The sequence below is a fragment of the Klebsiella sp. 141203 genome, from assembly GCF_032601985.1.
In the GTDB taxonomy this organism is placed as follows: domain Bacteria; phylum Pseudomonadota; class Gammaproteobacteria; order Enterobacterales; family Enterobacteriaceae; genus Klebsiella; species Klebsiella aerogenes.
This window is the reverse complement of record NZ_JAQIRL010000001.1, coordinates 350,187-363,541: the sequence shown is the minus strand read 5'-3', so window position 1 is coordinate 363,541 and position 13,355 is coordinate 350,187. Positions and strand designations below refer to the sequence as shown.

Genomic DNA, 13,355 nt, shown 5'->3' with positions numbered 1-13,355 from the left:
ATGAGCGGCGCTTTAACCGAGTAACCTGCCGCTGGTTATTCACCGGCGGGCAGGGGAATTACAGATCGAAGCGGTCCAGATTCATCACTTTCGTCCACGCGGCAACGAAATCCGTGACGAATTTCTGTTGCGCATCGGCGCAGGCATAGACTTCGGCCAACGCGCGCAGGACCGAGTTAGAACCGAACACCAGATCGACGCGAGTGGCGGTATATTTCTCTTCGCCGCTCTTACGGTCGCGACCGGTAAACAGCTCCGCCTGATCATCAGCGGCTTTCCAGACCGTGCCCATATCCAGCAGGTTGACGAAGAAATCAGTGCTGAGGACGCCGACGCGATCGGTGAAGACGCCATGTTGGCTGCCATCGAAGTTAGCGCCCAACACGCGCAGGCCGCCGACCAGCGCCGTCATTTCCGGCGCCGTCAGGGTGAGCTGCTGCGCCTTATCGATCAGCAGCGTTTCCGTCGACACTCCGCCTTCGATGCGACGGTAATTACGGAAACCGTCGGCCAGCGGCTGCAGCAGATCCATTGCTTCAACATCGGTCTGATCCTGGCGCGCATCAACGCGACCCGGCGCGAATGGCACGTTTACGCGAACGCCGGCAGCGGCAGCGGCTTGCTCAACTCCCACGACGCCCGCCAGAACAATGATATCCGCCAACGAAGCTTTACCGGATGCTTTCTGGATGGCCTGTAGCGTTGGCAGCACTTTGCTGGCAATGGCATTTACCGGCCATTCTCTCTGTGGCAGCAGGGCCAGACGCGCGCCGTTAGCGCCGCCGCGCTTGTCACCGCCGCGGAAGGTTGAGGCGGAAGCCCAGGCAACGGAGACCAGTTCGCTAACCGACAGGCCTGAATCCGCAATGGCCGTTTTCAATGTGGCGATATCGGAGGCGGTTGGGTTATGTGTCGGTGCCGGTAATGGATCCTGCCAAATCAGATCTTCTTTTGGCACTTCCGGGCCGAGATAACGGGATTTTGGCCCCATATCACGGTGAATCAGCTTAAACCAGGCACGTGCGAAGGCTTCGTTGAAGGCCTGCGGATCGTTCAGGAAACGGCGTGAGATTTTGCCGAATTCCGGGTCGAAGCGCAGCGTCAGGTCCGTTACCAGCATCGTCGGTTTACGTTTTTTATTCGGATCAAACGGATCGGGAATAATCTCCGGCGCATCTTTCGCTTCAAACTGAATTGCGCCCGCCGGGCTGCGCGTCTGCACCCATTCATATTTGAACAGGTTCTCGAAGAAGTAGTTGCTCCATTGGGTCGGGGTTTGCGTCCATACCACTTCCAGACCCGAAGTGATAGCGTCCGCGCCTACACCGCTGCCGTAAGTACTGCTCCAGCCGAGACCCTGAGATTCCAGCGGGGCGGCTTCTGGTTCTGGGCCAACGTGGCTTGCCGGTGCGGCGCCGTGCGTTTTACCCAGCGTATGGCCGCCGGCGATCAGCGCGACGATTTCTTCATCGTCCATCGCCATATTGCCGAAGGTGGCACGAATGGCTGCCGCGGCGGAAAGCGGATCGCCGCTGGCGTTAGGGCCTTCCGGGTTGACATAGATCAGACCCATTTCGGTGGCGCCCAGCGCTTGTTTTTCCAGGCTTTCCGGGTGGCGGTGCTTCAACCACTCTTTTTCATCGCCCCAGTCAACGTCGAGGTCTGGTTCCCACACGTCTTCGCGGCCTGCGCCGAAACCGAAGGTACGGAAGCCGGCGTTTTCTAATGCGACGTTACCCGCCAGCATATACAGGTCGGCCCAGGAAATTTTCTGACCGTATTTTTGTTTTACCGGCCACAGCAGGCGACGGGCTTTATCAAGGCTGACGTTATCCGGCCAGGAGTTAAGCGGAGCGAAACGCTGCTGCCCGCGACCCGCGCCGCCGCGGCCATCAACGGTACGGTAGGTCCCCGCGCCGTGCCACGCCATGCGAATAAACAGGCCAATGTAGCTACCCCAATCGGCAGGCCACCACTCCTGGGAGTCGGTCAGCAGTGCGCGAAGGTCGGCTTTTAATGCGGAGTAGTCGAGCTTTTTAAACTCTTCCCGATAGTTGAAGTTTTCACCCAGCGGGTTAGAACGGTTGGAGTGCTGATTCAGCAGGTCAACACGAAGTTGGTTGGGCCACCAATCACGGTTAGCGGTACCGCTGCCGGCGCTTTGCTTCGGCGTCTCGGCGTGGAAAGGGCATTTCCCTGCGGATGGGTTGTTAGTGGGATCATTTGACGTGCTCATATCAGGCTCCGTTTGCTTTTGTGAATGCCATTACGATATACACTGCTACCAATAAGCGATATTTGAATGAGTCTACGGATTTAATAGCTTTTACCGTTCAACAAACATAAATAAAACCAGCGTTTTATTGTGTGTAATCGGCGAAATTCAAAACCACACCTTTAAACATAGTCGTAACGCAGCGGTAAAGGAAACGTTATGATGCGTTAACCGCTACGGATCGCTAATTGTTTGAGATATGACAATTTTACTGCGATGAAAGGATTAGCGTTGCCAGTCAAGCGGCGTGCCGAAAACGCCGGTAAACCCAAACGGTCGGGAAGGGCGAAATGGTTGTCGACCGAACGGGAATAAGCTAATACTTAGACACCATGTGACTGGCGCTAAAGACAGAATACTGTTGGGGAGCATGGTCAAGTACGCCGCGCGCCTGGGCATTACCCCTATCTGGAGATAAGTTATGCCTGAATTAGCTTCATTATCGGCTTTTGCCGCGGTGGCGTTGGGGTTGGTGTTAACGCCTGGCCCCAACATGATGTACCTCACTTCACGGTCGATTTGCCAGGGAAAACGCGCCGGCTTTATATCTCTTGCTGGCGTTGCGGTGGGATTTTTCTGTTATATGCTGTGCGCCGCTTTTGGCATAACCGCGCTGGTTTTCGCCGTACCCTATGCCTACGATGCGTTGCGAATTTGCGGAGTGGCTTATTTACTCTATTTAGCGTGGCAGGCGATTAAACCCGGCGGGCGGCCGATTTTCGCGGTACGCGACTTACCGGCAGATAGCGGGCGTAAGCTGTTTCTGATGGGCTTTCTTACCAGCCTGGCGAATCCTAAAGTGGCTATTATGTATTTGTCTTTGCTGCCGCAGTTTATCACCCCCGGACTCGGCAGCGTGCTGAGTCAGTCGCTCATACTAGGCTGCACCCAAGCGCTAATAAGCGTGGCGGTAAACGGACTTATTATTATGCTGGCCGGGCAGGTGGCGCTTTTTCTTGGGCGGCGGCCGGGCTGGCAACAATTTCAACGTTGGCTGATGGCGACGGTACTTGCCGGAATGGCCGTGAAAATAGCTTTTGAGGCCAGAAAATAACCGTTGCTGGCAAACCCCGCATGCTTATGCCTTTCTCAACCGGAGAAAGGCATCTCACGTTCTAACATACTGATACATTTCTGCCAGTTCATTAGCAACCTTTCTGTAGGGCTAATGCGTCAATAAAGCTATTCTTCCCCGCCTTTATTTTTTGTGCTTTCCAGTGACGCAGGTAAATTGCCGCCAATGCCCCTATTGAGAGATGAGATCCGCGACCACTCGGCAGAAGAGATGCTGTTTATCCGCCGCGCCGTTATTGCTTTCCTGTTGGTGGTGGTTTGCTTTGGCGTGTTGATTTTCAATCTCTACCATCTCCAGGTAGAGCAGCACGATTTTTATCAGACTCGTTCCAATCAAAACGACATTAAAATGCTGCCGATCGCGCCAAGCCGGGGGCTGATTTTCGACCGCAACGGTATTCCGCTGGTGCAAAATATCACCCTGTATCGCCTGCAGGTGATCCCCAGCAAGATTGCCGATATGTCGGCGCTGCTCCAGGCGTTAAGCCCGATTGTCGACCTGACGGCGGATGATATCGCCAGTTTCCGCGACGATATGCACCACAATAGCCGCTATAAAGAAGTGACGCTGAAATCCGATCTTACCGATGTGGAAGTGGCGCGCTTCGCGGTCAACGAATTCCGTTTTCCTGGCGTCACCGTCGAGAGCTACCAGCAGCGAAGTTATCCTTATGGCGCGGAACTGGCGCACGTCGTCGGTTACGTTTCTAAAATTAACGATAACGATTTGCAACGGCTGGCGAAAAACGGCGAAGCAGAAAACTACGCGGCTGACCGCAATATCGGCAAACAGGGAATTGAAGGCTATTACGAAAAAGAACTACACGGCACCACTGGTTATCAGGAAGTCGAGGTAGACAATCATGGCCGCGTTGTTCGCCTGTTGAAAGAAGTCCCGCCGGTCGCCGGCAAAAATATCTATCTGACGCTCGACCTGCATTTGCAGCAGTATATTGAGTCGGTCCTGAAGGGCCAGCGCGCCGCGGTCGTGGCCGTCGATCCGCGCGATGGCGGCGTACTGGCGATGGTCTCCAGCCCCAGCTATGACCCTAATCCCTTCGTTAAGGGGATTGGTTACCAGGCTTACAAATCACTGCTCGATAACTAGGATCGCCCGCTCATTAACCGCGTCACTCAGGGCTTGTATCCCCCGGCTTCTACGGTCAAGCCGTATATGGCGCTCTCAGCCCTTTCTGCCGGGGTGATCACGCCAAATACCACCTTCTTTGGCGCACCGACCTGGACGTTACCCGGTACTCAGCGCCGCTATCGCGACTGGTTAAAAACGGGGCACGGCATGTTGAACGTGACCAAAGCGATTGAAGAGTCGGCGGATACGTTCTTCTACCAGGTCGCTTTTGAAATGGGCATCGATCGCATACACGAGTGGTTGAGTAAGTTCGGCTACGGGCAATCGACCGGCATCGATCTCAATGAAGAATACGCCGGGGTTTTGCCGAGCCGCGAATGGAAACAGCGGGTCCATAAAAAACCGTGGTATCAGGGCGATACGATTTCCGTCGGTATCGGCCAGGGCTACTGGATCGCCACTCCTATTCAAATGGTGAAAGCGCTGACCACCCTAATCAACAACGGCAAGGTACAAAACCCGCATCTTTTGTATTCAATGAAGCAGGGGAATAAGGTCGAACGCTTCCAGCAGCCGGCCAATTTACCGCAGGTCGGCGACCCGAAATCGCCATACTGGGGGATTGTCCGCAATGGTATGTATGGGATGGCGAACCTGCCGAACGGAACGGGATATAAGCTGTTCCATACCGCGCCGTACCAGATTGCGGCGAAATCGGGGACCTCGCAGGTATTTAGCCTGAAGGAGAATCAAACCTACAATGCCAAAATGATCCCGGTGCGTCTGCGCGACCACATTTTTTATACCCTGTTTGCGCCGTATCAGCATCCGAAAGTGGCGATGGCGCTCATTCTCGAAAATGGCGGCGGCGATGGCGTTGTCGCTGGCCCGACGGCGCGCGCGATTCTCGACCATATCTTCGACCCGGCGAATGCGCCAGCTGCGGATAGCGCGCAAAGCAACGTTCCGCAGGTCGAAAGCGCTGATGCGCAGTAACGACCTTAAGTGGTGGACGTCGTCGGCGCGCTATATAAGATTTGCCAACTACGGCGACGGCGAGTTATCTCACGCCATAGCGCGATGACCTCGCCCAACTGCAGCTCGTTAACGTCCTGCGGCGTGGCTAACGGTAGATGATAGCGCTGGCGCAGGGCGGCGAGCGCGGTTGCGCTGGCGTCCCGCGCCTGACCGTTCTGCTCAGCCAGCTGGTGTTGTAACTGGCTGAACTCGGCTTGCCCACACAGCGTTAACTGGCGGAGAAAGATTTTACAGCAGCGTAGTAGATTACTGATAGAACGATCTGGCGACTGCAGCGCCAGCAGCAGGCCATCGCGATCGGCAATCCGCTGATAACGGCAGCTCACCACGTAGCCAATCTGCTGTTCGACCCGCAGACGCTGGAAGCATTGCGGCTCGCAAAGTAGCGCCAGCAGTTGCAGCGCGGCCAGCGATGCCCCCTCGGGCAATGGAATAAAAACCAGAAGCGCGCTATCAGAGCTGGCGTGAGGAATACGCTGAATACCGCGGCGACAACCCGCCGAAGAGCGAAGCTCGGCGTTGACCGGGGCGTTGAGCAGCGTCAACTGACGGGCAACCTGCTGCGCCAGATTGCCGCTGCCGCCCACCATCACCGCCAGCCAACCCTCTTGCGCCGGGGTGGTAGTCCGATGTTCAGGTAATTGTTGCAGTAGCTGGCGAATCGCAATGGTTTCAGACGCGAATGTCGTCCCCGGCGCGGGTTGAGATAATCGGCGCATGAGCGCGGTGACGACGCGCTCCGCTACGCCGTCGGATTCCGGTAGCTGTAGAGTAAGCTGCCAGTTGCCGTCCACCGTTTGCCACTCGCCGCTGCCGCCTGTATGGCAAAGTTGCGCGAGCAAGGGACGGATCTGCTGGCTTATCGCCATCCCTTGCGCCTGGCTAAGCACGCTATAGAAAGGTTTGCGAACGATCAGCGTTGGCGTTTGATTATCTGCAATGACGTGCAACAGCGGGCTGGTCGTTGGCGGCAGGTCAGATGTAGCAACGGTCGCCGCCTGCGGATAAAAGCTAAATGCCAGCGGATCAATCACGATTGTCCGTGGCTGCCAGCGGCTGAGCGGTAAGGTAAAGCCCTGGGTTGCCACGCCATCGCCAGCCGCTATTTTGCGGCAAACCAGCGAAGAGGCCGGTGCCGACAGCAAGCTGGCGCAGAAGCCAGCAAAATCGACGGGCGGGGAATCGGGCGCAAAACCCAATGCCCGCTGGCGGAGCTGTTCGAGCGGGGTCAGTGCGTCAAAACGCCGCTGCGCCAGCCTGTAATAGTGCAGCTGCTGTTCAGGCGAGGTGTGGCGCAATGCCTGCAGCCATCGCTCGACATGCTGATAGATGGCGTCGGGATGGTCGCTGCTAAATACCAGCGCCAGCCAGCCGACACGTTCATCCTGGTAAAGCCAGTTCAGCGCGACATCGTCCGCGAGCCCGCATTCACGTAGCCCGGCCAGCAGGCTGCCGGGCGCTTCATCCAGTAAGAATTCGCGAAAAGTAGTGACGTTGTCACTTACTGCAAGGAGCGGACAACGCCATACCGCCGGTTTGTCTTCAACGGCCAGTTGAAGATCCACATTTTTGCTAAAATACGTAGACGGCGGGCTTTCCGGCGGCAGGCCGCCAGGGAACCCCGCGGCAAAAAAATGAGCCAATGCGGCTAATTCATCAAGCGACTGCGGCCCCTGAAGCCATAGCTGCAGATGGCTGGCGACATAATAGCGCTGATGAAACTCGCCGAGCGCAACCTGCAGCGCAGGCAAGTTTCCGCCCAGCGAATCCATGCTACCGACCTGAAAACGGCGAAAAGCCGCGGGCGCCGCCATCGCGTGACGGGCCGCGGCTTCACGGCGGGAGGGATCGTGCTGCTGGATAAGCCGATTTTCCGCATCAATGACCGCCAGCTCCTGACGGATATCTTCAGGCGACAGCAGCGGCGCCTGGAGCGTATCCCGTAGACGGGTGATGCCCTCGGCCAGACTACTGGCGGCGACCTCGAAGAAATAGGCGCTGTGGCGGGCAAGGGTGGTGGCGTTGACGCTGCCGCCCTGGCGTTGGATCCACGCCATTAATCGCTCATCATCGTGATAGCGCTGGCTGCCGCGAAACAGCAAATGTTCCAGTAAATGGGCCAGACCCGGCAGGGCATCGGTTTCGTGATGGCTTCCGGCGCCCACCTTAACCAACGCCGCCGCACGCGTCGTCTGCGGCTGATGAATCAGCGTTGCGCGAATCCCGCCTGCCAGTTCCACGATGCGGGTGGCGGTGGTCATCACAATTCCCGGGTTTTATAAATCAGCTGTGAACGGGTGCGGTTACGGAACTGCAGCTGGCTGATTTTGATGTCGCTACAGGCCGCTTCGCGCCGCGCTTCGAGGATTTTATGATGGTGCGGCGATTTGCTGCACACCGGGTCAGCGTTATCGGCATTGCCGGTCAGCATAAAGGCCTGACAGCGGCAGCCGCCGAAATCTTTCTCTTTTTCATCACAGGAACGGCACGGCTCCGGCATCCAGTCAAAGCCGCGGTAGCGGTTGAAGCCAAATGAGTCATACCAGATCGATTCCAGACTCTGTTCCAGCACCGACGGGAACTCGACCGGTAACTGGCGAGCGCTGTGGCACGGCAGTGCGGTGCCTTCCGGGGTTACGCTGAGGAATATCGAGCCCCAGCCGCCCATACAGCCTTTGGGTCGTTCTTCGTAGTAGTCCGGGGTGACAAAAAGCAGATTGGTCAGATTACCGTTAGCCGCCATTTTGTGTCGGTAATCAGCAACGACCTGTTCAGCACGGGCGATCTGTTCGCGGGTCGGCAGTAACCCTTGACGATTGAGGAACGCCCAGCCGTAAAACTGGCAGGTGGCGAGCTCAACGTCATCCGCTTCCAGCTCGATACACAGCTCGATGATTTTATCGATCTGGTCGATGTTGTGGCGATGCAGGACAAAGTTCAGCACCATCGGGTAGTCGCGTGCTTTTACCGCTTTCGCCATCGCCAGCTTCTGCTGGAACGCTTTTTTGTTGCCCGCCAGCGCCGCGTTAAGCACTTCATCGCTGGCCTGGAAGCTAATCTGGATATGATCCAGCCCGGCCTCGCTGAAGGCGTCGAGTTTGCTCTCGGTGAGCCCAATGCCTGACGTAATCAGATTGGTGTAAAAACCGAGGTCGCGCGCGGCGCGGATAAGCTCCGGCAGATCTTTGCGCGTCAGCGGTTCGCCGCCGGAGAACCCCATCTGCACGCTACCCATGGCCCGCGCCTGGCGAAAGACCTCAATCCACTGTTCGGTGGTGAGTTCTTTCTCCTGCTGAGCAAAGTCCAGCGGGTTAGAGCAGTAGGGGCACTGCAACGGACAGCGATAGGTCAGCTCCGCCAGTAGCCACAGCGGCGGATTAACGGCGGGTTTATTCTGGCTCACGGAAGATAATCCACTTCTGTTGGTAAGCTATCTGCAGGAATTCGATGACGTCGTCATCGACGCCGCCCGCTTCCGGGAAACGGGCGTTGAGTTCGGCGATTATTTTTGCCGCGTCGCGTTGACCATCGACCAGTTCGAGGATCGCGGCGGCGGTTTCATTCAGTTTCGCCATTCCTTCCGGATAGAGGATCACGTGGCTATCCTGAGCGGCTTCCCACTGCAGGCGGTAGCCGCGACGAAAGGCAATGATTGCGCTATTTTGCATAGTTATACCAGTCGGGTTGTGTGCCAGGCCGCCTTGTCGGTGACCGTATGATAGGGAGGGCGCTGCAACGCGTAAGCCATGGTCATGGCATCCAGCATCGACCACAGAATGTCGAGCTTAAATTGCAGGATCTCCAGCATCCGGTTCTGCTTTTCCGCGCTATCGCAGTAGATCTTCGCCAGTTCCAGTCCATGTTCAACGTCGCGATTGGCCTGGCTTAAGCGGCTGCGGAAGTAGAAATAGCCTTCTTCTTTGATCCATGGATAGTGCTGCGGCCAGCTATCGAGGCGCGACTGATGGATTTGCGGGGCAAACAGTTCGGTCAGTGAACTGCATGCCGCCTCCTGCCAGTTGGCCCGGCGGGAGAAGTTGACGTAGGCGTCGACGGCAAAACGCACGGCGGGCAGCACGTGGCGCTCGCTGAGTAACTCATCGCGGCTTAGACCCACGGCTTCGCCTAACTGCAGCCAGGCTTCAATACCGCCTTCCTGGCCATTACTGCCATCGTGGTCGAGGATCCGCTGCACCCATTTGCGTCGGGTATGTGGATCGGGGCAGTTCGCCATAATCGCCGCGTCTTTTAGCGGGATATTGGTCTGGTAGTAAAAACGGTTCGCCACCCAGCCCTGGATTTGTTCGCGGCTGGCCTCGCCGTTATGCATCGCAATATGGTACGGATGATGGATATGGTAGTAGGCGCCTTTTTCCCGTAGCGCTTGTTCAAACGCCTGTGGCGATAGGGTTTCGCGTATCTGCATAGTTAGTCCTGAAGCGTGATAGGCATCCCGTCCCAGCTCACCTCAATTCCCTGTTGCGTCAGGGCCTTGCGCTGCGGCGATTGCTCGTTAAGGATCGGATTAGTGTTATTGATATGAATCAGAATTTTGCGCTTTGCCGGGAGTGAGGCCAGCAGCGCCATCATGCCGTGTTCATCGCCAAGCGCCAGGTGGCCCATATCACGACCGGTATTGCGCCCGACGCCGGCAGCCTGCAGTTCGTCATCCTGCCAGACGGTGCCGTCAATCAGCAGGCAGTCCGCTTTTTTCAGCCACGGCAGGAGCGCTTCGTCCGGTTCGCCAAGCCCCGGCGCATAGAACACCGTCTGGCCGTTACGGCGGTTTTCGATAAACAGCGCCACGTTATGGCCCGGCAGCGGCCTATCGCGAAACGGCGAGTAGGGCGGCGCATTGCTGGCGATGGGGACGGCGGTAAACTGCAGGTCGGGACAGGCGTCAACGGTAAAGCGATTCAACGGGGTCACAGGATGGTGAATCAGGCCGCCGTTCCAGTGCCGTAACATGGTAAAAATGGGAAAACCCGTGCTGAGATCCTCATGTACCTCCGGCGTGCACCAGACCTGATGGGGGCAGCCTTCGCGCAGGCTCAGTAGTCCAGTAGTATGGTCAATCTGGCTATCGGTAAGGATAATGCCGCCAATATGCGTGCCGCGCAGAACGCCTTGTTTATTTAACTCTGGCGTATGGGCAATCTGCTGGCTGATATCGGGAGAGGCGTTACACAGCACCCACTCTTTACCGTTATCACTCACGATAATGGAAGATTGAGTACGGGCGGTGGCCTGAATCGTGCCATTGCGCAGACCCTGACAGTTGGCGCAGTTACAATTCCACTGGGGAAAGCCTCCGCCAGCGGCGGAACCGAGGACTTTTATAAACATGAAGACGGACCAGATAAAAAAACAAAATGCCCGCACGGACGGCGGGCGGAGCGATTAGCGGTTGGAAATGTACAGCGTAACTTCCAGACCCAGACGTAAATCAATAAAAGCAGGTTTCTTCCACATTGTTTTTTCCTCTATAAAAATGCGACATCAACATCGTCGGTTGTGTCGGTTTTGTGATGGCAATCAAATATTGCCCCTCAGGGGGATAAAGGTCAACCGGCAACATGTAAGTATTTAACCTTATGTTTACAATATAACCTATTGTTGCCAAACATTTTTTAATACTCTTTGCCAGTTACCCCACAGCAGTTTATCCAGCACCAATTGTTCATAACCGCTATCGCGCAATGCGTTGATTAGCCGTGGTAAACCGCTGACGTCGCCCAATTCGTCCGGTAGCGTAATGCCGTCAAAATCGGAACCCAGCGCCACGTGATCGACGCCCATGATGTTAATAAGATAGTCGATATGGTGAACGATGGTACGTAATGGAGTATCGCTGTCGCGTTTGCCGTCGGCGCGCAGGAAGGCGTTGCCAAAATTGACGCCGACCACGCCGCCGCTGTCGCGAATCGCCATCAGTTGTTCATCGGTAAGATTACGCGGCTGCGGGCATAGCGCATGGGCATTAGAGTGGGTGGCGACCAGCGGAGACGTCGAGTGATGGGCGGTATCCCAGAACGCTTTTTCATTCATATGAGACACGTCAATCTGCATCTTCAAGGCATTGGCCTGCTTAATCAGAAAGATACCTGCCGCTGTCAGTCCAGGTCCAGTGTCCGGGCTACCGGGAAACGAACCGTTAACGCCGCTGCCAAAGCGGTTAGCAATATTCCAGAACGGACCAATGCTGCGTACCCCGGCGGCATAAAAGGCCTGCAGGTCGCGGCCCTCGCCATCAAAACCCCCGGCGCCCTCAATATGCGCCACCATCGCCAGTACATTATCCTGGCGGCAGCGTTCGATATCCGCCGCGCTCAGACACAATCTCACGCGTCCAGCGGAGTGCGCGACAAGTTGTTTCAGGATGGCCAGTTGCTGCCAGAGGATAGCGATCGGATCCCAGCGTTGGCTGGCGTATTGCGGCGCCATACGGGCAATATATTCCTGCGGTGGCACGAATAGTGCGAATAGCCCGCCGGCAAATTCGCCATGCAGCATGCGCGGATAGTCGAGATGACCGTTCTCAATCCCGGCAAAGAAAGCGGTTGCAGGATCCTCGCGATGGTGAAGCCATAAATTGAGCAGCAGGTCATTGTGACCATCAAAAATCGCCATAGCGCGCTCCATCTGCTGGTTGTACTGGAAATGCCTGACACGGTAACTGATTTGTTCGCTGCGGCAAGTGGAAATTCACAACTTAGCAACAATCGCCAAAGCTGGCGTTTGTATCACACTGTATCAATCGGCAAACCTCATACATGGCGATGCAAAAACACGATAAATCCCACACATGCTGGATACACAGGCCTGATTAACTGTTCACGTACTTGCTTAACACTTCCAGATAAAAGGTGAAATGAGGATGAACAGATTATCCGCAATCCGTCATGTCAGCGCGGCGGCGCTGTGTCTCTCCACGCTATGGTCTGCCAGCGTGTGCGCTGCTGAAGACGCAGGCGCTTTCGACAAGGTGCAACAAATCAACGCCGGCGATTTGAATATCGGTTATGTCGATATGGGGCCACGCGATGGCCAGGCGGTAATTTTGCTGCACGGCTGGCCGTATGATATTCAAAGCTACGCGCAGGTGGCCCCGGCGCTGGCGCAGAAGGGTTACCGGGTCATCGTGCCGTATCTGCGCGGCTACGGCTCCACCCGTTTCCTGTCGGCTAAAACGCCGCGTAACGGTCAGCCATCGGCGATGGCGGCGGATATTGTGCATCTAATGGATGCGCTAAATATTAAGCAAGCGGATTTCGCCGGCTTTGACTGGGGCGCGCGTACAGCGGATATCGTCGCGGCGCTCTGGCCGCAGCGGGTTAAGTCGCTGGTATCGGTGAGCGGATATCTGATTAGCAGCCAGCAAATTGGCGAGAAGCCGTTACCGCCGCAGGCGGAACTGTCGTGGTGGTATCAATTCTACTTTGCCACCCCGCGCGGCGAGGCGGGCTACCGGCAAAATACCCATGACTTTGCCAAATTTATCTGGCATCAGGCTTCGCCGCGGTGGACATTCACGGATGCCACGTTCGCCAATAGTGCGAAAGCGCTGGATAACCCGGATCACGTTGCCGTCACCATCAGCAACTACCGCTGGCGCCTGGGGTTGGAGCAGGGCGAAGCGAAATATGCGGCCTACGAACAGCGACTCGCGAAACTGCCGGCGATTATCGTACCCACGATTACCATCGAGGGGGAAAACAATGGCGCGCCGCATCCGGCGCCGGATAGCTACCGGGCGAAATTCACCGGTAAATATGAGCATCGGGATTTCAAAGGCGCAGTGGGACATAACCCGTCGCAGGAGGCGCCAGCGGAATTTGTTCAGGCGGTTATTGATGCCGATCGCTTATAAGCCTCACC

At 56.4% G+C, this 13,355-nt stretch carries 10 protein-coding genes, 1 pseudogene and 1 riboswitch; of the genes and pseudogenes, 3 read left to right on the top strand and 8 right to left on the bottom strand.

Going from position 1 to position 13,355, the window contains the following annotated elements; all coding sequences use genetic code 11:
- Positions 1 to 58: 58 nt before the first annotated feature.
- Complete coding sequence (gene katG, locus PGR29_RS01820) at positions 59 to 2,236, bottom strand: catalase/peroxidase HPI (protein ID WP_087859614.1); 2,178 nt, start codon at positions 2,234 to 2,236, stop codon at positions 59 to 61.
- A gap of 363 nt (positions 2,237 to 2,599) precedes the next feature.
- Positions 2,600 to 2,679, top strand: a riboswitch (ZMP/ZTP riboswitch).
- A 17-nt stretch (positions 2,680 to 2,696) separates the two neighbouring features.
- Here katG and PGR29_RS01815 point away from each other — a divergent pair.
- Positions 2,697 to 3,329, top strand: coding sequence for a LysE family translocator (locus PGR29_RS01815; RefSeq protein WP_087859615.1), 633 nt, complete (start codon positions 2,697 to 2,699; stop codon positions 3,327 to 3,329).
- 186 nt (positions 3,330 to 3,515) lie between these two features.
- Positions 3,516 to 5,435 (top strand): annotated as a pseudogene (gene mrdA, locus PGR29_RS01810) (penicillin-binding protein 2).
- Between the two features lie 5 nt (positions 5,436 to 5,440).
- Here the strand turns inward: mrdA and pqqF are convergent.
- From pqqF to PGR29_RS01775, 7 genes are all read right to left on the bottom strand, one after another.
- The gene (gene pqqF / locus PGR29_RS01805) at positions 5,441 to 7,738 is read right to left on the bottom strand and encodes a pyrroloquinoline quinone biosynthesis protein PqqF (RefSeq protein WP_316423939.1); all 2,298 of its coding nucleotides are present in this window, start codon (positions 7,736 to 7,738) and stop codon (positions 5,441 to 5,443) included.
- Positions 7,738 to 8,880: a pyrroloquinoline quinone biosynthesis protein PqqE gene (gene pqqE, locus PGR29_RS01800; protein ID WP_020078732.1), complete on the bottom strand. Its 1,143-nt coding sequence runs from the start codon at positions 8,878 to 8,880 to the stop codon at positions 7,738 to 7,740. The genes pqqF and pqqE overlap by 1 nt, the downstream gene beginning before the upstream one ends.
- Positions 8,867 to 9,145: a pyrroloquinoline quinone biosynthesis peptide chaperone PqqD gene (gene pqqD / locus PGR29_RS01795; RefSeq protein WP_316423938.1), complete on the bottom strand. Its 279-nt coding sequence runs from the start codon at positions 9,143 to 9,145 to the stop codon at positions 8,867 to 8,869. The genes pqqE and pqqD overlap by 14 nt, the downstream gene beginning before the upstream one ends.
- 2 nt (positions 9,146 to 9,147) lie before the next feature.
- Positions 9,148 to 9,903, bottom strand: a complete 756-nt coding sequence (gene pqqC, locus PGR29_RS01790; protein WP_316423937.1) for a pyrroloquinoline-quinone synthase PqqC — start codon at positions 9,901 to 9,903, stop codon at positions 9,148 to 9,150.
- Between the two features lie 2 nt (positions 9,904 to 9,905).
- The gene (gene pqqB / locus PGR29_RS01785; protein WP_213316115.1) at positions 9,906 to 10,823 is read right to left on the bottom strand and encodes a pyrroloquinoline quinone biosynthesis protein PqqB; all 918 of its coding nucleotides are present in this window, start codon (positions 10,821 to 10,823) and stop codon (positions 9,906 to 9,908) included.
- 54 nt (positions 10,824 to 10,877) lie between these two features.
- Entirely contained in the window at positions 10,878 to 10,949 is a 72-nt protein-coding gene (gene pqqA / locus PGR29_RS01780; protein ID WP_002905689.1) for a pyrroloquinoline quinone precursor peptide PqqA, read from the bottom strand.
- A 138-nt stretch (positions 10,950 to 11,087) separates the two neighbouring features.
- The gene (locus tag PGR29_RS01775; protein WP_316423936.1) at positions 11,088 to 12,107 is read right to left on the bottom strand and encodes a dipeptidase; all 1,020 of its coding nucleotides are present in this window, start codon (positions 12,105 to 12,107) and stop codon (positions 11,088 to 11,090) included.
- A 247-nt stretch (positions 12,108 to 12,354) separates the two neighbouring features.
- Here PGR29_RS01775 and PGR29_RS01770 point away from each other — a divergent pair, with 247 nt between their 5' ends.
- Positions 12,355 to 13,347, top strand: coding sequence for an alpha/beta fold hydrolase (locus PGR29_RS01770; RefSeq protein ID WP_316423935.1), 993 nt, complete (start codon positions 12,355 to 12,357; stop codon positions 13,345 to 13,347).
- The last annotated feature ends 8 nt before the right edge of the window (positions 13,348 to 13,355 follow it).

Bases quoted from the DNA above. Each gene is read 5' to 3' on its own strand.
- katG (WP_087859614.1), bottom strand. From the start codon at position 2,236: ATGAGCACGTCAAATGATCCCACTAACAACCCATCCGCAGGGAAATGC.
- PGR29_RS01815 (WP_087859615.1), top strand. From the start codon at position 2,697: ATGCCTGAATTAGCTTCATTATCGGCTTTTGCCGCGGTGGCGTTGGGG.
- pqqF (WP_316423939.1), bottom strand. From the start codon at position 7,738: ATGACCACCGCCACCCGCATCGTGGAACTGGCAGGCGGGATTCGCGCA.
- pqqD (WP_316423938.1), bottom strand. From the start codon at position 9,145: ATGCAAAATAGCGCAATCATTGCCTTTCGTCGCGGCTACCGCCTGCAG.
- pqqC (WP_316423937.1), bottom strand. From the start codon at position 9,903: ATGCAGATACGCGAAACCCTATCGCCACAGGCGTTTGAACAAGCGCTA.
- pqqB (WP_213316115.1), bottom strand. From the start codon at position 10,823: ATGTTTATAAAAGTCCTCGGTTCCGCCGCTGGCGGAGGCTTTCCCCAG.
- PGR29_RS01775 (WP_316423936.1), bottom strand. From the start codon at position 12,107: ATGGCGATTTTTGATGGTCACAATGACCTGCTGCTCAATTTATGGCTT.
- PGR29_RS01770 (WP_316423935.1), top strand. From the start codon at position 12,355: ATGAACAGATTATCCGCAATCCGTCATGTCAGCGCGGCGGCGCTGTGT.